The organism is Polaromonas sp. CF318, assembly GCF_000282655.1.
Classification (GTDB): domain Bacteria; phylum Pseudomonadota; class Gammaproteobacteria; order Burkholderiales; family Burkholderiaceae_C; genus Polaromonas.
In genome coordinates this window covers 1-23,507 of record NZ_AKIV01000054.1, presented here as the reverse complement: position 1 = coordinate 23,507, position 23,507 = coordinate 1, and the positions used below count along the sequence as shown (strand labels likewise).

Below are 23,507 nucleotides of genomic sequence, written 5' to 3'. Positions count from 1 at the left end.
GGCCCGTCCGCGCCCCGACCTGTAGCGGCATGAAAGGAAGTGATGCAGCTCCAGCCGGCGTACCCGCTTATTCGGGCTTGATGCCGGCCTTGCGCACCACCGCGCCCCAGCGGTCCACCTCGCTGCGCATAAAGGCGCGCAGCTCGTCGCGGCTTGAGCCCTTCAGGTCTATGCCCAGCGTGGTGAGCCGCTCGCGCGTCGACGGGTGGGCCAGCGCCGCGACGGCTTCGCTGCGCAGCCGCTCGACGATGTCGATGGGCGTGGTGGCCGGCGCCACCAGGGCCCACCACTGGTTGAACTGCATGCCGTCCATGCCGGCTTCGCGCGCGGTGGGCACCTCGGGCAGCGAGGCGACACGGGCGTTGCCCGTCACCATCAGGGCCGAGATTTTTCCCGCGCCCAGCAGCGCGCTGGCGCTGGCCAGCGTCGCGAAATGGGCATCCACCTGGCCGGCCGCGACGTCGGTGAGCGCGGGCGCCGAGCCGCGATAGGGAATCGCATTGACCTTGATCCCGGCGGCCGTGGCGAACAGCTCGCTGGAGAGATGGCTGATGGAGCCGTTGCCGCTGTTGGCCAGCGCCAGCGGCACCTTGCTGGCGCGGTAGTGTTTGAGGAAACCCTTGATGTCGCCATTCTTGTAGGGCCCGCCGCTGGCAAACAGCATCAGCGGCGAGGTGCCGACCATCGAGATCGGCGTGAAGTCGCGCAGCAGGTCATAAGGCATCTTGTTGAACACGGCCGGCGCGATCGCATGCGGCAGCTCGACGATGGCGAAGGTGTAGCCGTCGGGCGCGGCCTTGGCCGCTGCCTCGGTGCCTATGCGGCCCGAGGCGCCGGAGCGGTTGTCCACCACCACGCTCTGGCCCATGGTCTCGCCCATGCGCTGCGCGACGGCGCGCGCAATCGCATCCGTGCTGCCGCCGGGTGCCCAGGGCACGATGAGGCGCAGGGGTTTGTCGGGGTAGGCCGCCTGGGCGGCGGTGCTGATCAGGCTGGCGCCGGCCAGCAGCAAGGTGGTGAGCAATCGGGTCTTCATGGGGAAATCCTTTACAGGTATCGGTTCAGGGGGTCAGGAAAAAGTGTCAAAGGTGTCGCGGTCGCCTTTGGCGGTCAGCACCAGCAGGGCGTGTTCGGAAGGCGCGATCTCGCCGCGCGCGCGCAGCTGCGCGAGCGCGCCGAGGCAGGCGCCCGCGCACAGCTCCACCCACAGGCCTTGCGCGGCCAGCCGGGCGCTGCCTTCGGCGGCGCCGGCATCGTCCACCACCACCGCGCCGCCGCCCGAGCGCTGAACGGCCAGTGCCTGTTGCAGCGTGACGGTACTGCCGCCGGTGGAAAACTGCGCGGTCTGGCCGGCGAAGTCGGACTGCAGCGGCTCGCCGCCCAGCACACGGGCCAGGCGGGGAAAGGGCTCGACCGCCCAGAGGCGCGGCATGCGCGCGATCAGCCCGGCTTGCAGCAGGTCGCGCAGGCCGCTGTAAACACCCCAGAGCAGGTCGCCGCGCGCCGTGGGCACCAGTACATGGTCGGGGACGCAGCCGTCGGCCACACATTCGAGCGCCACCGCGCGGTAGCCTTCGACGCCGAAGGCCGGGCTGCCGACGGCGGGCACGCTGTAATTGGTCAGCGCGAAGGCGCCATCCCGCTCGACGCGATTGCGCAGGTGTTCCCAGCGGCCGAAGCCGCGCTCGAACATCAGGCGTTTGGCGCCCAGGCGGTGCAGCGCGCGCGCGAAGGGCTCCGGCATGTCGTGGTAGGTGGCGACTTCGCAGGCCAGGCCGGCGGCCGCGCAATAGGCCGCGGCCGACACCGCCGCGTTGCCGCTGGAGGCCAGCACCACGGTTTGCGCGCCCACATCCAGCGCCCGGCTGACGGCCTGGGCTGACATGCGGTCCTTGTGCGAGCCCGTGGGGTTCAGGCCTTCGTGCTTGGCCGAAAGCTGGCGCAAGCCCAAGGCGCGCGCCAGGCGCGGCAGGTCCAGGCAGGGCGTGCCGCCTTCGCCCAGGGACACGCCCCGGCTGTAAGGCAGCCAGGCGCCCCACTTATAACCCGTGCTGGCAGTTTTGAGGGTTTTTGGCAGTTCGGCATACACCGCCTCCAGGCTCGCGGGCGTGCCGGCCGCGGCGCAGTGCGGGCAGCCGGCGGGCAGGTCCTGCAAGGGGTATTCGCGGGCGCAGTGGATGCAGCGCAGCGAGGACAGCCGCCGGTTGCGGGTCACGGCAGGGGGTGCCGCAGGGGATTCGGAAACAAGGGAATTCATGCGGCCAATGGTAGAAAGGCCCGGGCCTGCCGTGCACGCTTTGTTGACGATTTAGAATAAGTAAAACTTATAAGGAGACGGCCATGGCCGAAGCAAGCGCGCGCCAGATCGAGGTGTTCCGCATGGTCATGCGGCTGGGCACGGCCAACCGCGCGGCCGCGGCCCTGCATGTGAGCCAGCCGGCGGTCACGCAGCTGTTGCAGCAGCTGGAGGCGCGCGCCGGCCTCAAGCTGTTTGACCGGCCCAAGGGCAAGCTCACGCCCACGCCCGAAGCCCATGCGCTGATGGAAGAGGTCGAACGGGTCTACGAAGGCCTGGAGGCCGTGCAGCGAAAAATCGTGGCACTGCAGTCGCATGAAGACACGGTGCTGCGAATCGGCTCGCTGCACGCCATGGCCGCCAGCGTCATGCCCTGGGCGCTGGCCGAGTTCCAGCGCAGCTACCCGCGCACGCGCTGCCTGCTTTTGGTCGACAGCTCCAAGGTGTTGCGCGAGGCGCTGTTTCAGGGCGCGGTGGACCTGGCTTTCCTGGGCGACGAGGCCGACACCAGCGGCCTGGTGTCCTCGCTGTTCTACCAGGCGCCCGCCGTCTGCATCATGCCGGCCGCCCATCCGCTGGCGCGCAGGCAGGTGCTGCAGCCGCAGGATTTGCAGGAGGTGCCGCTGGTAGGCCTGTCGGCGTCCGACCCGGCGCAGCGGCGCCTGGAGGCGGCGCTGGCGCAGGCCGGCGTGCAGCCGCGTTTTGTGATTGAAACGCCTTACAGCGCGACGCAATGCGCGCTGGTGCTGGCCGGCGCCGGTCTGGCCGTGACGAATCCGCTGGTGGCGCGCGAATACCTGGCGCTGGGCCTGCGCAGTGTGCCGCTGGCGGCCGAGGTGTGGTTCCGCGCCTTGCTGGCTTTTAAACCGAAGCAGGCGCAGTCGGGCGCGGCGCAGGAGTTTGTGGGCCTGTGCAGGCGCCGCCTGGTGGGCAGCCTGCCCGAGGGCTCGTTGCTCGGGGAGGCGCTCAGTCCCCGGTAGCCAGGGACTGGGCCTCGGTCTCGGCCAGGGGCTCCACCGTCACCGCCACGTCCAGGATGTGCTGTGCCCCGCCGCGTATCACGCCGCGCATGGGCGAGACATCGAGGAAGTCGCGTCCCGTGGCCAGCGTGACATAGTCTTCGCCCGGCGCGCGGTTGTTGGTCGGGTCGAAGTCCAGCCAGATGCCCAGGCCCGGGCAGTAGACCGAGGCCCAGGCATGCGAGGCGTCGCTGCCGACCAGGCGCGGCTGGCCTGGCGGCGGGCTGGTCAGCAGGTAGCCGCTGACATAACGCGCCGGCAGGCCCATGGCGCGGCAGCAGGCCACCATGATGTGGGCGAAGTCCTGGCACACGCCCTTACCCTGCCTGAGCGCCTCGAGCGCCGGCGTGTTGACCTCGGTGCTTTCGCTCTCGTAAGTCATGGTGTCGTGGATGCGTTCCATCAGGTCGCGCGCCGCCTCGGGCAGCGGCCGGCCGGGCAGGAAGCTGGGTCGCGCGAATTCGACGAAAGCCTCGTCCCGCGGCACATAGGGCGAGGCAAACAGGAATTCGGAGGCGCTGTCGTAGGCTGCGCCGGCGCGGTAGCGGAACTGCTCGCGCACCTGCTCCCAGGGCTGCGCCACCGCGCCGCCGGCGGAGAGGGCGCTTTCGGACTGCAGCGGGTTGAGGGCCGTGGTGGCCACCACGCTGTCGGCCACCACGGTCAGGCTTTCATGCGCGGCCTGCAGCGAAAAATAGCTGCGCGTGTTGCCGTAGACGTCCACGGTCTCGCGCAATTGCACGGGCGCCGGATCGACGCGCAGCGCGTAGCTCAGCAGGCTCTGGCCGTTGCGGCTGGCGGGTTTGAGGTGCACCACATGGTGGGCGTTCTCCACCGCCGGCGCATAGCGGTAGCGGGTTTCGTGGACGACGTGCAGCAGCATGGAATGGCTCAGGCACCCAGGCTCTGGCTGCCGGATGCCGCGTGGCTGAAGTAGCGGCGGCTCAGGGTGTCCGACAGGTCCAGCGCGGCGTCGCAGCACTGCTCCAGCATCTGCACCAGGCGGCCGTCATGCTGCCGGCAATCCTCATCGCCTTCATCACCTTGATCACCATCACCGGCTTGCATGCCCGCGCACAAATCGGCCAGCACCCAGCTGCCGGGGTCGGGCAGTTCCATCGCGAGCTCGGGCATGTCGCCCGGCGCGCTGCCGGCCAGCTTGGCCAGGCGCCCGCGCAGGGTCTGCACCACCCAGCCCAGGGAGCGCGGGTTGTCGCGGTCCAGCACCAGCAGATCGAGCAGGGCCGGGATGTCGCGGCGCTGCTGGTATTGCGCGTGGAAGGTGATGGTGCTGTCGAACAGCGCCACCATGGCGTTGAAGCCGCCTTCCTCGAACACCGAGCCGGTTTCAAAACCGCGCGCCAGCGCACCGGCCAGGGTGTTGAGCCGCTCGATGAGGCGGCCCACGCTGAGCAGGCGCCAACCGTCGTCGCGCGTCATGCGGTCGGTCTGCGCGCCCGTCATGGCCGAGAGAAAGCCGCTGGCCGATTCGAGCGCGCGCAGCGCCTCGACGGAGGAGTATTCAAGCAGGTACTGACTCTGGCCTTGCCCGCCCTGGCTTTGCGACTGGCTTTGGCCCACGCTGCTGAACACCGCGCAGCGCTGGAAAAAATCGGCCTCGGTGCGCACGATCATGTGCCACTGTTCCTGTGACAGGCGTTCGCGCACGGCCGAGGCCGCGCTCTTGAGCGCGCGCAGGTTGAAGCCCACGCTGGCGGCTTGCTCGGTGTCGGCCAGGTTGGCGATCAGCGCGCGTTCAAACACGCGGCGCGCCTGCGTGGCCGGCGGCACGGTGTCCAGCACCAGCGCATTGCCGACGGCCATGCTGCTGAGCCAGGCCAGCAGCGGCTGCGAGGTCTGGTCTTCGCCGCCCAGGCATTGCAAGGTGATCTGCGCCAGGCGCGTGGAATTCTCGGCGCGCTCGGTGTAGCGGCCCAGCCAGAAAAGGTTTTCGGCCGCGCGGCTGGTGACCGGCGGGCGGTGGCGCAGCGGGGCGGTGGCCCAGGCTGGCGAGGGCTGCTCGGCACGCGGGACTGCCGCCTTGGCCGCGGACGCATCGCCCAGCACCCAGACGTCGGCGCTGCTGCCGCCGTGCTGCATGGAGGACATGTTCTCGTTCTTGCCGGCCAGCCGTGCCAGCCCGCCGGGCAGCACCTGCCAGGAGCCCTTGCCGTCGGCCACGGCAAACACGCGCAGCATGGCCGAGCGCGGGGAAATCCGCTCGCCTTGCCAGGTCGGGGTCTGCGGCAGCGGCAAATAGGCCTGCACCGTGTAGTCCTCGCCGCGGCGCACGATGCGGCCGGCCCATTCGTCCAGCGCGCGGCGCGACAGCGTGTGGCCCATCACCGACTCCATGCCCGAGCCCGGGTAGGTCGGCTTGATCACGCAGTTCTTGAGCTGGCCCAGCACATCCTGCAGCACCGCCTGCTCGCCGCACCACCAGGTGGCCAGCGAGGGCAGGGCCAGGGTTTCGCCCAGCAGGTGTTCCGACAGCGCGGGCAGGAAGCCCAGCAGCGCGCTCGATTCAAGAAAGGCCGAGCCCGGCGTGTTGACCACCAGCACATTGCCGGCGCGTATCACCTGCAGCAGGCCGGGCACGCCCAGCGTGGAGTCCGAGCGCAGCTCCAGCGGGTCCAGGAATTCGTCGTCCAGGCGCTTGAGCAGACCGTGCACCGGCTCCAGGCCGCGCAGGGTTTTCAGGTAGAGCTTGTCGTCGCGCACCAGCAGGTCGCTGCCCTCGACCAGCGTCAGGCCCAGGAAGCGCGCGAGGTAGGCGTGCTCGAAATAGGTTTCGTTGTAAGGCCCGGGGGTCAGCAGCACCACGCGGCTTTCCTCGCTGCCGTCGGCCGGGCTCATGGCCTTGAGGCCGTCGACCAGCGCCTTGTACGAGGCGGCCAGGCGCTCGACCTTCATTTCGCGGAAGGCCTCGGGGAACAGCAGCGAAATCGTCAGCCGGTTTTCCAACAGGTAGCCCAGGCCCGAGGGCGCCTGCGTGCGCTGCGACACCACCGACCAGCGGCCGTCCGGGCCGTGGGCGATGTCGAAGGCGGCGATGTGCAAATAGGTGCCGCCGGCCGGCTGCACGCCCTGCATGCCGCGCAGGTAGCCGGGATGGGCATGCACCAGCGCGCTGGGCAAGAGGCCTTTGGAGAGCAGCTCCTGCGGGCCGTAGATGTCGGCCATGACACGGTCCAGCAGGCGGGCGCGCTGCTGGATGCCGGTCTCGATCTGGGCCCAGTCGCCGGCCGAGACCATCATGGGGAAGAGGTCCAGCGCCCAGGGGCGCTGCGGGCCGTTGGCGTCGGCGTAGACGTTGTAGGTCACGCCGTTGTCGCGAATCTGTCGGCGCAGGTTGGCGGTGCGGTGGTTCAGGTCGTAAAAGCCGTCGGCGCCCAGGAAGTTGAAAAAGCGCGTCCAGTCGGGCGACAGGCTGTCGTCGCTGGCGCGGGTTTCGGGCGGGGGCGCGGCGGTTTCAGCGGTGCTGCCGGCCGCGCGCAGCGCGGGCTGGGCGGGCGCGGCCGTTTCCACGGGCGCGGGGCCTTCGGAGACACGGCCCCGCAATTCGTCGAAATGGCCGGCTGCCGCATGCGGCGCCAGCGCGGCGGCCAGGGCGCAGGGGGATTCGAGCGCCTGGGCGGCAAAAAGTGACTGGGTGTTATTTTCCACGTGCTGCAAGTATGCCTGCGGCCCGCAGGCGCAAAGCCTCAATCAGGGGCGGCTTTCCCGCCAAATGGACGATTTATACCGCTTGCGCATGCAATTGTTGCAGCCATAAGACAGCCCGATGGGCGCCGGGGAGGGCGCCCATCGGTAGCCCTCAGCGCAGGTCCAGCGTGAACGGGAACTCCCGGCTGGGCTGCGCCGGCGCCACGCGCATCTTGCCGGGCGTGTGGCCCATGCGGAAAAAGCGCGTGAGGCGGCGGCTTTCGGCCTCATACGAATTGACCGGCAGCGTGTCGTAGTTGCGCCCGCCCGGGTGCGCCACATGGTACTGGCAGCCGCCCAGCGAACGCTCCATCCAGGTGTCGACGATGTCGAAGGTCAGCGGCGCATGCACGCCTATCGACGGGTGCAGGGCCGAAGGCGGGTTCCAGGCCTTGTAGCGCACGCCCGCCACGTATTCCCCGACGCGGCCCGTGCTTTGCAGCGGCAGGGCCCGGCCGTTGACGGTGACGACGTAGCGGTTGTCGTTCAGGCCTGTGACGTGCACCTCGATGCGCTCCAGCGAGGAATCAACGTAGCGCACGGTGCCGCCGGCCGAGCCTTCCTCGCCCATCACATGCCAGGGCTCCAGCGCGCTGCGCAGCGTCAGCTCGATGCTGTTGCTCTTGACCTGGCCTATCAGCGGGAAACGGAACTCGAAATGCGGCTCGAACCAGCCCATGTCAAAGGCATAGCCGGCTTCGCGCAGCTCGGTCAGCACGTCCTCGAAGTCCATGCGCACAAAGCCGGGCAGCAGGAAGCGGTCGTGCAGCTCAGTGCCCCAGCGCGTGACGCGGCCGTGGTAGGGCTTGTTCCAGAAGCGCGCCACCAGCGCGCGCAGCAGCAGCTGCTGGGCGATGCTCATGCGCGCATGCGGCGGCATTTCAAAGGCGCGCAGCTCCAGCAGGCCCAGGCGCCCGGTAGCGGAGTCGGGCGAGTACATCTTGTCGATGCAGAACTCGCTGCGGTGGGTGTTGCCGGTCACGTCGACCAGGATGTTGCGCAAGGTGCGGTCCACCAGCCAGGGCGGCATGTCGGCGCCGTATTTCTTGCGGTTGTTCTCGATCTCGCGCAGCGCGATCTCGAGCTCGTAGAGCTGGTCGTTGCGGGCTTCGTCCACACGCGGCGCCTGGCTGGTCGGGCCTATGAACATGCCGGAGAACAGGTAGCTCAGCGAGGGGTGGTTGTGCCAGTAGGCGATCAGGCTGCCCAGCACCTCGGGTTTGCGCAGGAAGGGGCTGTCGGCCGGCGTGGCGCCGCCCAGCACAAAGTGGTTGCCGCCGCCGGTGCCGGTGTGACGGCCGTCGGTCATGAACTTCTCGGCCGACAGGCGCGTCTCGTGCGCGATCTTGTAGAGGAACTCGGTGTGCGCCACCAGTTCGCCCCAGTTGTAGGCCGGGTGGATGTTGACCTCGATGACGCCGGGGTCGGGCGTGACCTGCAGCATCTTCAGGCGCGGGTCGCGCGGCGGCGGGTAGCCCTCGAGCACGATGCTCACGCCCAGCGCCTGGGCCGTGGCTTCCACCGCGGCCAGCAGGTCCAGGTAGTCCTCGAGGCGCTCCATGGGGGGCATGAAGACGTAGATCGCGCCCACTTCGCCGCGGCCCGATTTGTTGGCCTGGCTCTCGGGGTCGGCCTTGGGTTTGTCCCTGGGGCCGTTGGCGCGCTGCGGGTCGCGCACTTCCACGCACAGCGCGGTGCGCGTCAGCCAGGCGGCGGACTCAAAGGGCTTGGGCGCGCGGTCGTCGGCGGGTGTGGCTGCATCGGGTGATGCGCCGGCCGGCTGGCCGCCCGCGCCCTCGCTGCCGTTGTTGCCCGTAGGGCGGAACTGCAGGATGCGGCTGGCCTGCGACAGCGCGGTGTTGCCGCTCAGGTAACGCGCCATGTACTGCGCCAGCGAACTGGCGCTGCCGCCCGAGGAAGGGCTTGCCGCTGTGGCGCCGCGGGCATCGCTGAAGCTGCCGTTGTAGCGGGCCGCCAGCGCCGAGGCATCCGGCAGCTCTTGCCGCGGCGCGAAGGGGTCGGATTCGATCATGTAGGGGTAGTCGGTCTTGGACACCCAGGGCACGGAATCCAGCGGCAGGCGGTAGCCCATGGGTGAATCGCCCGGCATCAGGTACATGCGCTCGTCGCGGAAGAACCAGGGGCCCGTGGTCCATTTCGGGCCGGCCAGCGCGGGCGAGGCGCCGAAGTTTCTCTGCTTGAGCTGCTCCTTGGTCTGCAGCGGCAGCACATAGCCCACCACCGAATCCAGGCCCTGCATAAACACGCGGCGCAGGCGGTCGCGCTCCATGGCGTCGTCCAGCCGCGAATCAAAGGGGTCGACATTGACCGGTAGCCGGCGTTCGCGCCAGAGGTAGTACCAGGTGTCTTCATAGCCCGGCGTGATGTAGGTCGTGGCCAGGCCCAGCTTGCCTGCCAGCGTCTGTATAAAACGCTGCGCGTCGGCGCTGGTGTAGTTGCAGGGCTGGCGCTCGTCGGCGAACAGGGCCGGGTTCTGCCAGATCGGCTGGCCGTCCTTGCGCCAGAAAATGCTCAGCGCCCAGCGCGGCAGCTGCTCGCCCGGGTACCACTTGCCCTGGCCGAAATGCAGGAAACCGCCTTCGCCGTATTCGGCGCGCAGTTTTTGCACGAGTTCGGTCGCATACCCGCGTTTGGTCGGGCCCAGCGCGGCGATGTTCCATTCGGCCGCGTCGCGGTCTGTGGTGGCCACAAAGGTCGGTTCACCGCCCATGGTCAGGCGCACGTCGCCGGCCGCCAGGTCCTGGTCGACCTTCTCGCCCAGCGCCAGCACCTCCTGCCATTGCTCCTCGGTATAGGGCTTGGTCACGCGCGGCGACTCGTAAATGCGCTGCACCGCCATGTGGTGCTCGAACTCGACCTCGGATTTGTCGACGCCGCCTTCGACAGGCGCGGCGCTCGAGGGCTCGGGCGTGCAGGCCAGCGGGATGTGGCCTTCGCCGGCCATCAGGCCCGAGGTCGGGTCCAGGCCCACCCAGCCGGCACCCGGCAAAAACACCTCGCACCAGGCGTGCAGGTCGGTGAAGTCGGCTTCGGCGCCGCTGGGGCCGTCTATCGACTTGACGTCGGCCTTGAGCTGTATCAGGTAGCCCGAGACAAAACGCGCGGCCAGGCCCATGTGGCGCAGCAGTTGCACCAGCAGCCAGCCGGTGTCGCGGCAGGAGCCGCAGGCCAGGCGCAAGGTCTCCTCGGGCGTCTGCACACCCGGCTCCATGCGGATCGAATATTTGATGTCCGACTGCAGGCTCTGGTTCAGGCCCACCAGGAAATCGATGGTGCGTTTGGGCGTGCGGTCGATTTTTTCGAGGTAGCGCTTGAACAGCGGCGTGGCCGGTTGGGTGGCCAGGTAGGGCGCCAGTTCCCGGGCCTGCAGCGCGTTGTAGCTGAAGGGGAATTCCTCGGCGGCCGGCTCCAGGAAGAAGTCAAAGGGGTTGAACACCGCCATTTCCACGACCAGGTCCACCGTGACCTTGAATTCGCGCGTCGGCTCGGGAAACACGAGGCGAGCCTGGTAGTTGGCGAAGGGATCCTGCTGCCAGTTGATGAAATGCCCGGCGGGTTCGACCTTGAGGGAATAGGACAGCACCTGGGTGCGGCTGTGCGGCGCGGGCCGCAGGCGGACCACCTGGGGGCCCAGCCGCACCAGGCGGTCGTACTTGTAATGGGTGATGTGGCTCAGGGCAACGTGGATGGACAAGGCAACCTCGCTTAAAAAAATAACTGGGCGCGGGGACCGCCACATCATGCGGTCTTCAAAACACAGTGTGAACAGCTTACCCGGATTTGACGGTATTTCTGAAAGCAAGAGCTGCGCCATGCGGAGTTTGCATGGCGCTTTGTCGGCTTCCTGCTTCGCCTTCCCGTTAAACAGTTTCGTAAAAAAGCAAAAAAAGCAGGGGAGGCGGCTTTGGGGCCAACTGTATTCATCATCGTGTCACGGCGCGCGCCATGAGCCCGGGGCTCGCCCTGGCCGGTTTTATCGCGGGCGTGGCCCTGCAATTGCAGCAGCCCGCGCTGTGGCCGTGGCAAGGCTATGCCCTGTGTGCCGGGTTGGCCTGCCTGTCGGCTTTGTCGGGGCGCCTGGCGCGCCATCAAGCCAAACCATCCTGGAGCAGGGCCCTGCTGGCGTTGGGCCTGGCGGCGCTGCTGGGTTTTGGCTCCACCGGCTGGCGGGCCGGTATTTTCCAGTCCGCCGCGCTGGACCCGGCCCTGGAAGGCCGCGACATCGAGGTGACCGGCAGCGTACCGGCCATGCCGCAGCCCGGTGAGGACGGCCTGCGTTTTCGCCTCGATGTGGAATCCGCGCGCCTGGACGGCCGCAAGGTGGCCTTGCCGCCGCGCATCCTGCTGGGCTGGTATTCGGGCTTTGCCGGGCGGGAGGCGCGAGGCCCTGTCCAGAGCATGCAGGATGCAGACCCCTTCGAGGCGGCGCTGGCCCTGCAGCGCCAGCCGCAGCCCTTGCGCGCCGGCGAGCGCTGGCGCATGACGGTGCGGCTCAAGGCGCCGCACGGCAACAGCAACCCGCACGGTTTTGACTATGAGCTGTGGCTGTGGGAGCAGGGCATACAGGCCACCGGCTATGTGCGGGCCGGCGCGTATGACGCGCCGCCCGAAAAACTCTCCAGCGGCTGGCAACACCCCATCGAGCAGGCCCGGCAGGCGGTGCGCGAGAAAATTTTCGCGCGTGTGGAGAACCGCCAATGGGCCGGCATCATTGCCGCGCTGGTGGTGGGCGACCAGAACGCCATCGAACGCGCCGACTGGGACGTCTTTCGCGCCACGGGCGTGGCCCACCTGATGAGCATTTCCGGGCTGCACATAACAATGTTCGCCTGGGCCGCCTCGCTGCTGGTCGGCGGCCTCTGGCGCCGCTCCGCGCTTCTCACGCCCAGGTTGTGCCTGGTGCTGCCGGCTGCAGGTGCCGGCGCGATGGGCGGCTTGCTGCTGGCTGCCCTGTATGCGCTGTTTTCAGGCTGGGGCGTGCCCGCGCAGCGCACCCTCTTGATGCTGGCCACCGTGATCCTGCTGCGCCAGGGCGGCCGGCAATGGCCCTGGGCGCAGAGCTGGCTGCTGGCCATGGCCGTGGTGGTGGCCGTGGACCCCTGGGCCTTGATGCAGGCCGGTTTCTGGCTGTCTTTTGTGGCGGTCGGGGTGTTGTTTGCAACGGGTTCCGGTGTGCGTCCTGACCATGGCATGCAGGAGCCGGTTTCGCAAGGCGGATGGAGGCGGCATGGGCCGCGCTGGCTGGCCGGCCTGGCCCGCGTGGCGCGGGAGCAATGGGTGGTGACGCTCGCGCTCACGCCCTTGTCGCTGCTGCTGTTCAACCAGGTCTCGCTGGTGGGCCTGCTGGCCAATGCCGTGGCGATTCCCGTCGTGACCTTGCTGATCACGCCGCTGGCCCTGCTGGGCGCGCTGTGGGCGCCGGCCTGGGCTGCGACTGCCGCCTGCGTCAGCGTGTTGGCGCTGTTCCTGCAATGGCTGGCGAGCTGGCCGCTGGCGTCCGTCAGCGTAGCCGCGGCGCCGCTGTGGTGCGCCGTCGCCGGTGTGGCGGGCGGCGGCTTGCTGGCCACGCGACTGCCCTGGCATTGGCGGATGCTGGGCGTTCCGCTGCTGCTGCCCGTGCTGCTGTGGCAGCCCCTGCGGGTCGCGCCCGGGCAGTTTGAGCTGCTGGCGGCCGACATCGGCCAGGGCAATGCGGTGCTGGTGCGCACCGCGGGCCATAGCCTGCTCTACGACGCGGGGCCGCGCTTTTCGCGCGAAAGCGATGCCGGCCACCGCGTGCTGGTGCCGCTGCTGCGCGCGCTCGGCGAGCGGCTGGACGTCCTGACGATCAGCCACCGCGACACCGACCACATAGGCGGGGCGGCCGCGGTGCTGGCCATGCAGCCCGGGGCACGGCTGCTCAGTTCGATCGAGGACGCGCACCCGCTGCAGGCCCTGCGCAAGGCCGAACGCTGCACGGGCGGCCAGCGCTGGGAATGGGACGGTGTGCAATTCGAGCTGTTGCACCCGGCCGCCGCGGCCTACGGCACGGTGGCCAAGCCCAATGCCATGAGCTGCGTGCTGCGCATCTCCAACGGCAGCCGCACGGCCCTGCTGGTGGGCGACATCGAAGCGCCGCAGGAAACGGCCCTGGCCGCCGGCGAACCGGATCGGCTCAAAGCCGATTTCCTGCTCGTGCCCCACCACGGCAGCAAGACATCCTCAAGCGCGGTATTCCTGGACGCCGTCCAGCCGCAATGGGCCATGGCACAGGCGGGTTACCGCAACCGCTTCGGTCACCCGGCCGTGCCGGTGGTGGCGCGCTACGAGGCGCGCGGCATCAAGCTTGTCAAATCCGCGACATGCGGGGCGGCGACATGGAGCAGCCAATATCCTGATGCCCTGCGCTGCCAGCGGGAAGAGGGCAAACGCTACTGGCATCATGTACCCGGGCGTTAAAAATAGGGCAGGGCAGCGCCGCCTTGGCGCATAACTTGCTAAGCTATATCAAAACAGTGCCCTGCGCATAACTTGCTGGAGATCAAGCCAATGAGCCGACCGATGTTTGATGAAATGAATGCCACGGAATCCAGCGTCCGTGAACACTACCAGGGCTACCAGCGCTGGCTGGCGAAACAGCCGGCCGACGTGATGGAGGCGCGCCGAGCCGAAGCCGAGATGATTTTCCGCCGCGTCGGCATCACTTTCGCCGTCTACGGCGCCAAGGACGAGGACGGCGCCGGCACCGAACGCCTGATCCCCTTTGACCTGATCCCCCGCATCATTCCCGCGCACGAGTGGGCCAGCATGGAAAAAGGCCTGGTCCAGCGCGTCACGGCGCTGAACCGCTTCATCCACGACGTTTACCACGGCCAGGAGATCATCAAGGCCGGTGTCATCCCGTCCGAGCAGATCTTCCAGAACGCGCAGTTCCGCCCCGAGATGATGGGGGTGGACGTTCCCGGCAACATCTATTCGCACATCAGCGGCATCGACATCGTGCGCGCGCCCAATGCCCAGGGCGAGGGCGAGTACTACGTGCTCGAAGACAACCTGCGCGTGCCCAGCGGCGTGAGCTACATGCTGGAAGACCGCAAGATGATGATGCGGCTGTTCCCCGAGCTCTTCAGCGAAAACCGCGTGGCCCCCGTCGCCCACTACCCCGACCTGCTGCTGGAAACCCTGCGCGCCATGGCGCCGCCCGCCACGGCCGAGCCCACGGTGGTGGTGCTCACGCCCGGCATGTACAACTCGGCCTACTTTGAGCACGCCTTCCTCGCGCAGCAGATGGGCGTGGAACTGGTCGAAGGCCAGGATCTCTTCGTCAAGGACAACTTCGTCTACATGCGCACCACGCGCGGCCCGCGCCGCGTCGACGTGATCTACCGCCGCGTCGACGACGACTTCCTGGACCCTCTGGCCTTCCGCCCCAATTCCACGCTGGGCTGCGCGGGCCTGCTCAACGTCTACCGCAGCGGCAATGTCTCGCTGTGCAATGCCATAGGCACGGGCGTGGCCGACGACAAGTCCATCTACCCCTATGTGCCCAAGATGATCGAGTTCTACCTCGGCGAAAAACCCATCCTCAAGAACGTGCCCACCTATATGTGCCGCAACAACGAGGACCTGCAGTACACCCTGGCCAACCTCAAGGACCTGGTCGTCAAGGAAGTGCACGGCGCCGGCGGCTACGGCATGCTGGTCGGTCCGGCCGCCACCAAGGCCGAGATCGAGGAGTTCCGCGCCGCCTTGCTGGCCAACCCCTCCGGTTACATCGCCCAGCCCACGCTGAGCCTTTCCACCTGCCCGACCTATGTCGAAAGCGGCATCGCGCCGCGCCACATCGACCTGCGGCCTTTTGTGCTGAGCGGCAAGGAAGTGCAGATGGTGCCCGGCGGCCTCACGCGCGTGGCGCTCAAAGACGGCTCGCTGGTGGTCAACTCCTCGCAGGGCGGCGGCACCAAGGACACCTGGATCCTGGAAGGCCCGTCATCACCGGTGGCGTTCCAGTCGCAATCGCAGTCGCAGACCCAAGTCCAAGTGGGAGGAAAATAATCATGTTGTCTCGTACTGCCGATCACCTTTTCTGGATGTCGCGTTATACGGAACGCGCCGAAAACACAGCCCGGATGCTGGACGTCAACTACCAGACCTCGCTGCTGCCGCAATCGGCCGCCGTGGTGCAGGGTGGCTGGCAAAGCCTGCTCAGCATCAGCGAGCTCAAGCCCTCTTATGCCGCCAAATACGGCGACAGCATCAACCCGCGCGAAGTCATGGACTTCATGGTGCGCGACGAGCAGAACTCCTCGAGCATCGTTTCCTGCCTGAAGAACGCCCGCGAGAACGCGCGCGCCGTGCGCGGCACCCTGACCACCGAAGTCTGGGAAACCCAGAACCAGACCTACCTCGAAGTGATCCGCATGCTGCGCAACGGCGACTTCGAGCGCGACCCCGGCCAGTTCTTTGAATGGGTCAAGTTCCGCTCGCACCTCTCGCGCGGCGTCACGGCCGGCACCATGCTGCAGGACGAGGCTTTCCACTTCCTGCGCCTGGGTACCTTCCTGGAGCGCGCCGACAACACCGCCCGCCTGGTGGACGTGAAGTTCCACGCGGTGCAAAACGACTTCCTGGGCAGCGACGGCGAGAAGGACCAGGAGTACGACTTCTACCACTGGAGCGCGATCCTGCGCAGCGTCTCCGGCTTCGAGGTCTACCGCAAGGTGTATCGCGATGTCATCAAGCCCGAGCGCGTGGCCGAGCTGCTGATCCTGCGGCCCGACATGCCGCGTTCGCTGCTGGCCTGCCTCAACGAACTCATGGGCAACCTCGCCATGGTGACCAGCGACACGGCCAGCGAAACCCAGCGCCGCGCCGGCAAGCTGCGCGCTGATCTGCAGTACGCCCGCATCGACGAGATTCTCGCCACCGGCCTGCACGCCTTCCTGACCCAGTTCCTGGACCGCGTCAACGAGATAGGCGCGCACATCAGCCGCGAGTTTCTTGTGCCGGCGACACATTGAGCCCCCACGTTCGCTCGCTGCGCGTAGCTCTCTGCCCCCTCAGGGGGCGCTGCGCCTGCGGCCCGGCAAAGCCGGTTCCGCGGCCCCTGCTGGCGAAAACCTCTCTCTCGGCGACGCTGCAGCGCGGCCGCGATGCGTCCGATTCAGTATTTGCTCGAGCATGAAACTGCACGTCCGGCACATCACCGACTACCGCTACACCGAGCCGCTGCGCTACGCGCTGCAAACGCTGTGGCTCACGCCGCAGTCCGGCCCGGCGCAGACAGTGAACTACTGGAGCCTGGGCGCGCCCGAAAAGCTGTTCACCCAGCGCGACGCCTTCGGCAACACCATCAGCGCCTACACCTTTGTCGGAAAGAATGCCGACAACGTGCGCTGGAGCCTGGTCAATGCGGCCGGTGATGTCGAAACTTTTGGCGTGGCCGAGTTCAACGATGCGCAAACCCTGCCGCACCCCTATTTCTTTCTTCGCGCAACCCACCTGGCGGAACCGCACTTTGAACTTGCGGAGTTCGGCCGGCGCTTTATCCCGCAAAGCCTGGACGGCACGGCCAGCCTGCCGTCCCTGCTGGCCCTGAGCCGGGGCGTGGCCGACGCGGTGAGCTACCGCAAGAACAGCACCAGCGTCACCACCACCGCGCTGGAGGCCTTCAAGTCCGGCGCGGGCGTTTGCCAGGACCAGGCCCACGTGATGGTCGCCATCTGCCGCAGCCTGGGCTACCCGGCGCGTTATGTCAGCGGCTATTTCTACGCCGCCAACGAGCCCGACCTGGCCAGCCACGCCTGGTGCGACGTCTGCCTGGACGTCGCCACGCGCCGCTGGGCCAGCATAGACGTGACCCATCACTGCCTCATCGACGAGCGCCACGTGCGCCTGGCCATGGGCACCGACTACAACGCCTGCCCGCCCATCAAGGGCGTGCGCCAGGGCGGCGGGGAAGAGTCCATGACGGTGGAGATTACGATTGAGCCGGTGTGAAACGCTCGGCCTGATGGCGAATACCGGGTGATGTCGCAGGTTTTGCGGCATACATTACCTTGGAGGAGCGAGCATGTACGCAGCGGCGGTTGCGGTTGTCCTGAGCCTGGCAGCGGCCCTTGTCCTCCTGGCTGGTGTTGTCGTAGCGGCTAAGCAGGCCGCGTTCCTCCGCGCGTCCTATTCCGTGAATGGCCGGGTTATCAGCGAGTGGCGGTACCGCATGCACGGAAGGAACAGGCGTTATTACCGTGTTCAGCTCAGGCTTTCAAATGGGCAGAGTGTTGAGTTGCGCAGTGCCGTCACGGGATCGCCAAATGCGCCGCCGCACGTTGGCGAAACCGTTCCGGTCCGGGTCAGGGAGGCTGAGGGGAAGGTCTCCGCGAAGATTGGAACGCGGGTGGAACTCTGGTTCGTATCCTTTGTTCTCCTGTTCATGGGCGGTGTGGGGTGCTTGGTAATGTTTGTCATCGTTCGGTCAATGCTCCTGGCGGGTGCCTTCTAGTCCCTCGTTCTGTCGGACCGCCTTCGCCGGCCGCTGAGCCCAAACTTCAAATCACATGGACCTATCCTGCAAAATGCGGTCCTGTCAGTTGCTGACCGTCCCGTTTATCCTTGCAACATGAACGACGCCGCCACCATGACCGATATCCGACCCGCAAATTTCCCCGACGACCTTGCGCAGGTTGTCTCCATCTTCCGGGAATACATCGCCAGCCCCAGCGTGGACCTGGGCTTTCAGGACTACGAGGTGGAATTCGCCGCTTTGCCGGGAAAGTACGCCGCGCCCGAGGGCCGACTGCTCCTCGCGTGGAAGGGGCAGGCCGTCGTTGGATGCGCGGCGCTTCGCCGCGTTGATGCAAACACCTGCGAGATGAAGCGCGTCTATGTGCGGCCGAATGCGAGAGGCGAGAACCTGGGTCGGCGCCTCGTCGAAAGCATACTTGCCGAGGCACGTGTCGCGGGCTATTCGCGCGTCTGCCTGGATGTGCTGCCCGAGTTCACCGCCGCGCAGCGAATTTACGAATCGCTGGGTTTTCTGCCGGCGGCGCCTGTTGCGTTCAATCCCGTTCCCGGCACCAAGTTCCTGGCGCTTGTACTCTCCCCGTCGGGGCTCACGGATGCGGCCTGAGCCTCCCTGGATGCCGGTCGCCCGCGCCGAAGCCGGCGTCCGCACATTTCCCCCGGGCCAGAGTAATCCACAGGTCACCGAATACCACGCGCTCACCAATATCCGCGGTTATGACGACAAGGCCTCCTGGTGCTCGTCGTTCGTGAACTGGGTTTTGGACCAGGTCGGTATTCCCGGTACCGGGTCGGCACTGGCACGGTCCTGGCTGGAATGGGGCGAGCCGCTGGCTGCGCCTGTGCCCGGCTGCATCGCAGTCCTGTCGCGCGAAGACCCTGGCGGATGGAAGGGCCATGTCGGGTTTTTTGTTCGCACGGATGCGGAATATGTGTATTTGTGGGGCGGTAACCAGCTGGATGAAGTGCGCGAGCATTTTTATCCGCTGGCGGCGGTGCTGGGGTACCGTTGGCCGTCGCAGGGGCAGTCCTCTCGCAACAGGACGGTGTGATGCCCGGTCAATAGGAGTACGCCATGTCACAAATTCTGCTCGAGGGCTATACGGTCGATGAGGTGCTGGACTTGCCGACCGAGGAGCTACAGGCCATTGTGCTTCGCGACGAAGCGCTGGTATTCAAGGCCGGCAGCGCCAACATGCTCGGAAAATTCAAGATTCAGGGCGATGCGCTCTTGATGGAGCTGGCACATATTGATGGGGGCGGCGAGGGAGCCTTGCCCAGCCTGGCGGCCCTGGCGAGCCGTTTTGCGAGGCGAGAGGGCCTTTCATTCGTGGAGTGGCGAGTCCATGCGGTTCATTGCGCGACGCCGAATCTCAAGCTGCGCCGAGTCCTCGAAAGAAAGGGCTTTGCCGTTCGTGATATTGCGGGTGTCGGCGAGTGCTACTGGTTGCGTGTACCGATAGATGAGACTTGACTAAAGGCCGGAAGCCTCTCGATGCCGGCGATCGTCGTTGTCATCGCGGCTTCACCCACGCCGCCACGCCCCGTTCCAGCACTATCACGGCTATCGTTTGTCTTAAAAAAATGCTGAATTACCTCGTCCCACTTTTCCTTTGCGCCTCATTGCTGTTACCGTCGGCGGCGGTAGCCCAGGCGCCGGCGGGGGAGGCTCCGGTTTACCCCGGAAAGTCATGGGAAACAATTTCCTCCTCGGCACTGAGCCCCGAATGCCATGCCCAGCTCGACCGGGCACGCGGCTACCTGCAGACCCTGGACACAACGTCGCTGATGGTGGTGCAGCAGGGGCGGGTGTTGTTCAGCTATGGCCCGACCGACCTCGTCAGCATTTTGTTCTCGGCCCGCAAAAGTATCCTGTCCATGCTTTACGGCAAATATGTGGCGGACGGAACGATTGATCTCGAGAAATCCCTGGCCGATCTTGGTATCGACGATGTAGGCGGGCTCCTGCCCATTGAACGGCAGGCCAGGCTCAGGCATTTGCTGACGGCGCGTTCCGGTGTGTACCATCCGGCCGCCAACGGCGGCGACGATCTCGCGTTCGCTCCGGCGCGGGGCTCGCAAGTGCCCGGCGCCTACTTTCTCTACAACAACTGGGATTTCAACGCCGCCGGCACGGTGTTTGAATCGCTTACGGGGAAGAGCATCTACCGTGCATTTGCCGATGAGCTCGCCGCCCCTTTGCAACTGGAGGACTTTCACCTGGAGCGCCATCGCCGCAGCGGCGACCTCACGAAGGCGGAGCACGCCGCCTACCACTTTTTTCTTTCCACCAGGGACATGGCGCGCCTGGGCTATCTGATGCTTCAGCAAGGCAACTGGCGCGGCCGGGCACTCATTCCGCAGCGCTGGGTTGCCGAGACTACTGCTGCCGTGACCCCCGCCGTGGAGATGCATCCGCCCCGAACGGCCAGGCGCCACTTTGGCTACGGCTACCTGTGGTGGGTGCTGGAAGAGCCGTCGGATTCCCCGCTCCAGGGCGCCTATATGGCGTGGGGCGTGCATGGCCAGTACATTCTTGTCGTGCCCAAGCGCCAGATGGTGATTGCCCACAAGCGCCAGGTCCCCGTTGCGGGGAATTGGAACGTCAGCTGGGTTGTGCCCGGTGATTTTTTGACGGCGGCCAGAACGCTGGCGGGGGCGCCCTGCCCTTAGGCGGCCGGTTCCTCAGCCTACTGCCTGACCCGCGCCGCCACTTCCCGCCCCAGCTCAATCACCGCCATCGCGTAGTAGCTGCTCCAGTTGTAGCGCGTGATGGCGTAAAAATTCTCGGTACCGGCCACGTACTGCGGCGCGTCCTGGCCGTTGAGCAGTTCGACCAGGGCCAGCGGGCCCGGGTGTTGCAGCGCGGGGCCTTCAAGCACCGCGCCCTTCTCGGTGAAGCTGGCCACGCTGAAAGTCGGCAGGATGTCGGGCGCCATCAACGCCTCCATGTCGAGGCGGCTTTTGTCAAAGCTCACTGGGTAATGCGTGGGCATGCCGGGCTGCCAGTTGAAGGCCTTGAAATAACTCGCGACAGAGCCGATCACGTCGGCCTTGCTGTTCCAGAGGTCCACCGTTCCGTCGCCGTCGAAGTCCACGGCGTACTTGATCCAGCTCGAAGGCATGAACTGCGGCATGCCCATGGCACCGGCAAAGCTGCCGCGCGCGTCGAAAGGGCTGGCTTCGCGCCGGCTTTGCAGGGTCAGGAACTGCTCGATCTCGCCTTTGAAGAATTCGCTGCGCTCTTTGGCGCGCGGGTGGTTGGGAGGGAAATCAAAGGCCAGCGTGGTGAGCGCGTCCATCACGCGAAAGTTGCCGGTGTCGCGGCCGTAAATGGTCTCCACGCCGATGATGCCGACGATGATTTCGGCGGGCACGCCGTACTCCTTTTCGGCGCGCTCCAGCGTTGCCTGGTTCTCCAGCCAGAAGCGCCGGCCGGCCTCTATGCGCACCGGGTCTATGAAGCGGCTCCTGTAGACGCGCCAGTTCTTGACAAAGGTTCTGGTGGGCGGCTGCATCAAGCGCACGACGGTGGCGTTGTAGCGCGACTGGCCTATGGCGTCGCGCACCCAGTCCGGGTCCAGGTCGCGGCGCGCGGCCATGTCGTCGGCGAACTGCATGGCCTCGGGACGCGTCGAATACAGCGGCCCCTGGGTTTGCGCCGGCGCGGCCACTTTTTTCCGTAACGATTTTTCGTCGCCGGCCCAGGCGGAACTGGCCAGCGCAGCGATCAGGAAAAGGGCGAACCCGGAACGGTAAAAGGGCATGAGCGGGGTGGTGGGATGAGGTGGGGGAGGCGCGAAGGGGCGGCGGAGCCAGTCCCGATTTTAAGCAGGCCAGCTCAGCCGGCTGAACTCTTGCCTGAGCGCCTGCAGCTGCGGCGCCGCCTTGTCCGCACCGGCCGGCGCGGCGGCGTAGCGCTGCTGCTCCAGGCGCAGCAGCCAGTCGGCCAAGGCCTGCGCGGCACTGCCCGGCTGCTGGCCGTAGCGGGCCAGCACTTCCTCGGCGAGCTGGCGCGGCGAGGTGGCCGGCGTGCTGGGGATGCCGGCCTTGTCCAGCCGGTGGCGCGCGCGCATGAGCAAGCGCACCCAGGGGTCGTGCTGGCTGCGGTCCCACCAGCTCCAGCCGGCGCCCAGCAGCGCGGCCGCCACGAGGATGCCGATCAGCATATAGCTGAGGTCTTCCCAGCTCGGCGATTCAAAGCCGATGTTTTTCAGCAGGTTGAGCTGCCTGCCCTGGGTGTAATTGAGCACCCACTGGTTCCAGCTGTTGTTGGTGGCTTCCCAAAAAAGGCGCAACTGGGCCGTGAGCGTGGGGCTGAAGGTGCGCAAAGCCCGCGCGACCGCGCCTTGCGGCGCCTCCAGCCGCTCGAACGCGCCTATGCGCCCTGGGGCGACCACCGAGGTCGGGTCCACACGCACCCAGCCGCGGCCGGCTTCCCAGACTTCGGCCCAGGCATGGGCGCTGCTCTGGCGCACCACCCAGAAGCCGTCCACGGTATTGAGCTCGCCGCCCTGGTAGCCGGTGACGATGCGTGCCGGGACGTCCATGGCACGCATCAGGATGACAAAGGCCGAGGCGATGTGTTCACAAAAGCCCTGCTTGCGGTCGAACCAGAATTCGTCGGCGCTGTGCTGGCCGTAAACCCCGGGCTCCAGCGTGTAGCTGTAGCCGCCCGTGCGCAGGCGGTTCATGGCCTCTTCCACGAGCGCGGCGGTGCCGGCGCGCGCCAGGCGGGGCGTGTTGCGTATCTCGCTGGCAAGGGCCCGCGTGCGCGGGTTGAAGCCGGACGGCAGGTCGATGAACTCCTGCAGGCCCGGCGCGGTTTGCAGCGGGCCATGCTGAAAGCTCGGGTAGCTCCGGACCTTGTAGCGCAGCAGGTCGTTGACGGGGCGGTTCGCCAGCCATTGCAGGTCGGGCTGCATGGTGCCCTGGAAGCCGGACGGCAGCGCGGGGCTTTCGGCCGCCGCTTCCATCACGAACAGCCAGGGCCGGTTGGTAGGCTCCAGCGTGACCTCGTAACTGACCGGCGTGCCGGAGACGGCGAGGTCGGCGGTCACGCCGAAGCGCGCGGAGGTGTTCAGCCGCGAAGGCCGCCATTCGCGCCCGTCGAAGCTGGACAGCACCGGGCCGCGAAAGTACATGTCCTGCTTGCGCGGCGGCGCGCCGTCGAACTTCAGACGCATGGCCACGCTTTCGTCCAGCGCCAGGCTGGCGATGGTGCCGACCTGCATGCTGGAACTCAGGCCGCTGCGCCCGGCCGGCGTGTCGCTGGGCACACCCCACAGGGGCGCCAGCCGCGGGAACAGCAGGAACAGCACCAGCATGATGGGCGTGCCCAGCAGGGCCATCCAGCCGGCGGTTTTGGCGGCCTGCGACAGCGGCGGCCTGCCGACCGGCATGTGCGCGTTGACCAGCATGGTCAGCAGGCCCAGCAGGCCCAGCAGCATGCTGAGCGCCGTCAGCAGGGACTGCGAATAGAAAAAATTGCTCAGCATGCAGAAGAAGCCGAGGAAGAACACCACAAAGGCATCGCGCTTGGCGCGCAGCTCCAGCGTCTTGAGCGTCAGCAACACCACCAGCAGCGTCACGCCCGCGTCGCGCCCCAGCAGCGTGCGATGTGTGAGCCAGGTTGCGGCCAGGGTGATGGCCATCAGCAGCAGCAACCAGCGCTTGCCCGGCAAGGGCCGCGCCTTCACCGCCAGCCAGCCGCGCCAGAGGAGCACCGCACCCGCGAGGGCGCTGCACCAGAGGGGGAGTTCGTTGACCTGCGGCAGCAACACCCAGGCGATGACCGCCAGCAGGAAGAGGGTGTCGCGGGCGTCGCGAGGGAGGGATTGGAGGCGGCTCAGCATGGGTTCTCCTGCTGGCCGCCGGTCGGGTCTTGCCCCGGCTTGCGCGCCTGTGCCCTTTGCTGAGGCTTGCTGGCCGGGGTTGCCCGGCGGCAAGTAACTTTCTTTTGCTTC

The 23,507-nt window shown here is 67.0% G+C and carries 17 protein-coding genes; 10 read left to right on the top strand and 7 right to left on the bottom strand.

The genetic code is table 11. The annotated features are described in order from the left end of the window. Positions 1-67: 67 nt before the first annotated feature. Positions 68-1,036: a tripartite tricarboxylate transporter substrate binding protein gene (locus tag PMI15_RS09410; protein WP_007867233.1), complete on the bottom strand. Its 969-nt coding sequence runs from the start codon at positions 1,034-1,036 to the stop codon at positions 68-70. A gap of 33 nt (positions 1,037-1,069) precedes the next feature. Then, the gene (locus tag PMI15_RS09405; RefSeq protein ID WP_007867232.1) at positions 1,070-2,257 is read right to left on the bottom strand and encodes a pyridoxal-phosphate dependent enzyme; all 1,188 of its coding nucleotides are present in this window, start codon (positions 2,255-2,257) and stop codon (positions 1,070-1,072) included. Positions 2,258-2,340: 83 nt separating this feature from the next. On the opposite strand from PMI15_RS09405, the gene PMI15_RS09400 reads away from it, so the two are divergent. Next, positions 2,341-3,276, top strand: a complete 936-nt coding sequence (locus PMI15_RS09400; RefSeq protein WP_007867230.1) for a LysR family transcriptional regulator — start codon at positions 2,341-2,343, stop codon at positions 3,274-3,276. On the opposite strand, the gene PMI15_RS09395 is transcribed toward PMI15_RS09400, so the two are convergent. The 3 genes from PMI15_RS09395 to PMI15_RS09385 form a co-directional block, all read right to left on the bottom strand. Then, the gene (locus PMI15_RS09395) at positions 3,263-4,198 is read right to left on the bottom strand and encodes a transglutaminase family protein (protein WP_007867228.1); all 936 of its coding nucleotides are present in this window, start codon (positions 4,196-4,198) and stop codon (positions 3,263-3,265) included. The two genes, PMI15_RS09400 and PMI15_RS09395, sit on opposite strands and share 14 nt — an antisense overlap. An 8-nt stretch (positions 4,199-4,206) precedes the next feature. Then, positions 4,207-6,981, bottom strand: coding sequence for a circularly permuted type 2 ATP-grasp protein (locus PMI15_RS09390; protein ID WP_036838255.1), 2,775 nt, complete (start codon positions 6,979-6,981; stop codon positions 4,207-4,209). 151 nt (positions 6,982-7,132) lie between these two features. Next, positions 7,133-10,735: a DUF2126 domain-containing protein gene (locus PMI15_RS09385; RefSeq protein WP_007867224.1), complete on the bottom strand. Its 3,603-nt coding sequence runs from the start codon at positions 10,733-10,735 to the stop codon at positions 7,133-7,135. Positions 10,736-10,986: 251 nt separating this feature from the next. On the opposite strand from PMI15_RS09385, the gene PMI15_RS09380 reads away from it, so the two are divergent. The 9 genes from PMI15_RS09380 (at position 10,987) to PMI15_RS09340 (ending at position 20,214) form a co-directional block, all read left to right on the top strand. Beyond that, a complete protein-coding gene (locus PMI15_RS09380) occupies positions 10,987-13,479 on the top strand; it encodes a DNA internalization-related competence protein ComEC/Rec2 (RefSeq protein ID WP_007867223.1) in 2,493 nt (830 codons plus the stop codon). A 90-nt stretch (positions 13,480-13,569) separates the two neighbouring features. Next, positions 13,570-15,075, top strand: coding sequence for a circularly permuted type 2 ATP-grasp protein (locus tag PMI15_RS09375; protein ID WP_007867222.1), 1,506 nt, complete (start codon positions 13,570-13,572; stop codon positions 15,073-15,075). 2 nt (positions 15,076-15,077) lie between these two features. Then, the gene (locus tag PMI15_RS09370) at positions 15,078-16,040 is read left to right on the top strand and encodes an alpha-E domain-containing protein (RefSeq protein WP_007867221.1); all 963 of its coding nucleotides are present in this window, start codon (positions 15,078-15,080) and stop codon (positions 16,038-16,040) included. 160 nt (positions 16,041-16,200) lie between these two features. Beyond that, on the top strand, positions 16,201-17,019 hold the full coding sequence (locus PMI15_RS09365; protein WP_007867220.1) for a transglutaminase family protein: 819 nt from the start codon (positions 16,201-16,203) through the stop codon (positions 17,017-17,019). A 73-nt stretch (positions 17,020-17,092) separates the two neighbouring features. Next, entirely contained in the window at positions 17,093-17,521 is a 429-nt protein-coding gene (locus tag PMI15_RS09360; RefSeq protein WP_007867219.1) for a DUF3592 domain-containing protein, read from the top strand. A 135-nt stretch (positions 17,522-17,656) separates the two neighbouring features. Then, entirely contained in the window at positions 17,657-18,148 is a 492-nt protein-coding gene (locus tag PMI15_RS09355) for a GNAT family N-acetyltransferase (RefSeq protein ID WP_036838253.1), read from the top strand. Between the two features lie 10 nt (positions 18,149-18,158). Continuing rightward, on the top strand, positions 18,159-18,593 hold the full coding sequence (locus tag PMI15_RS09350) for a TIGR02594 family protein (protein WP_007867215.1): 435 nt from the start codon (positions 18,159-18,161) through the stop codon (positions 18,591-18,593). 23 nt (positions 18,594-18,616) lie between these two features. Next, positions 18,617-19,015 carry a hypothetical protein gene (locus tag PMI15_RS09345; protein ID WP_007867212.1) on the top strand — a complete coding sequence of 133 codons (399 nt, stop codon included), beginning with the start codon at positions 18,617-18,619 and terminating at the stop codon, positions 19,013-19,015. Between the two features lie 110 nt (positions 19,016-19,125). Continuing rightward, positions 19,126-20,214, top strand: a complete 1,089-nt coding sequence (locus tag PMI15_RS09340; protein WP_007867210.1) for a serine hydrolase — start codon at positions 19,126-19,128, stop codon at positions 20,212-20,214. 17 nt (positions 20,215-20,231) lie between these two features. On the opposite strand, the gene mltB is transcribed toward PMI15_RS09340, so the two are convergent. Further along, on the bottom strand, positions 20,232-21,308 hold the full coding sequence (mltB, locus tag PMI15_RS09335; protein ID WP_007867207.1) for a lytic murein transglycosylase B: 1,077 nt from the start codon (positions 21,306-21,308) through the stop codon (positions 20,232-20,234). 60 nt (positions 21,309-21,368) lie between these two features. Continuing rightward, positions 21,369-23,396 (bottom strand): transglutaminaseTgpA domain-containing protein, encoded by a 2,028-nt coding sequence (locus PMI15_RS09330; RefSeq protein ID WP_007867204.1) that lies wholly within the window; start codon positions 23,394-23,396, stop codon positions 21,369-21,371. Between the last annotated feature and the right edge of the window lie 111 nt (positions 23,397-23,507).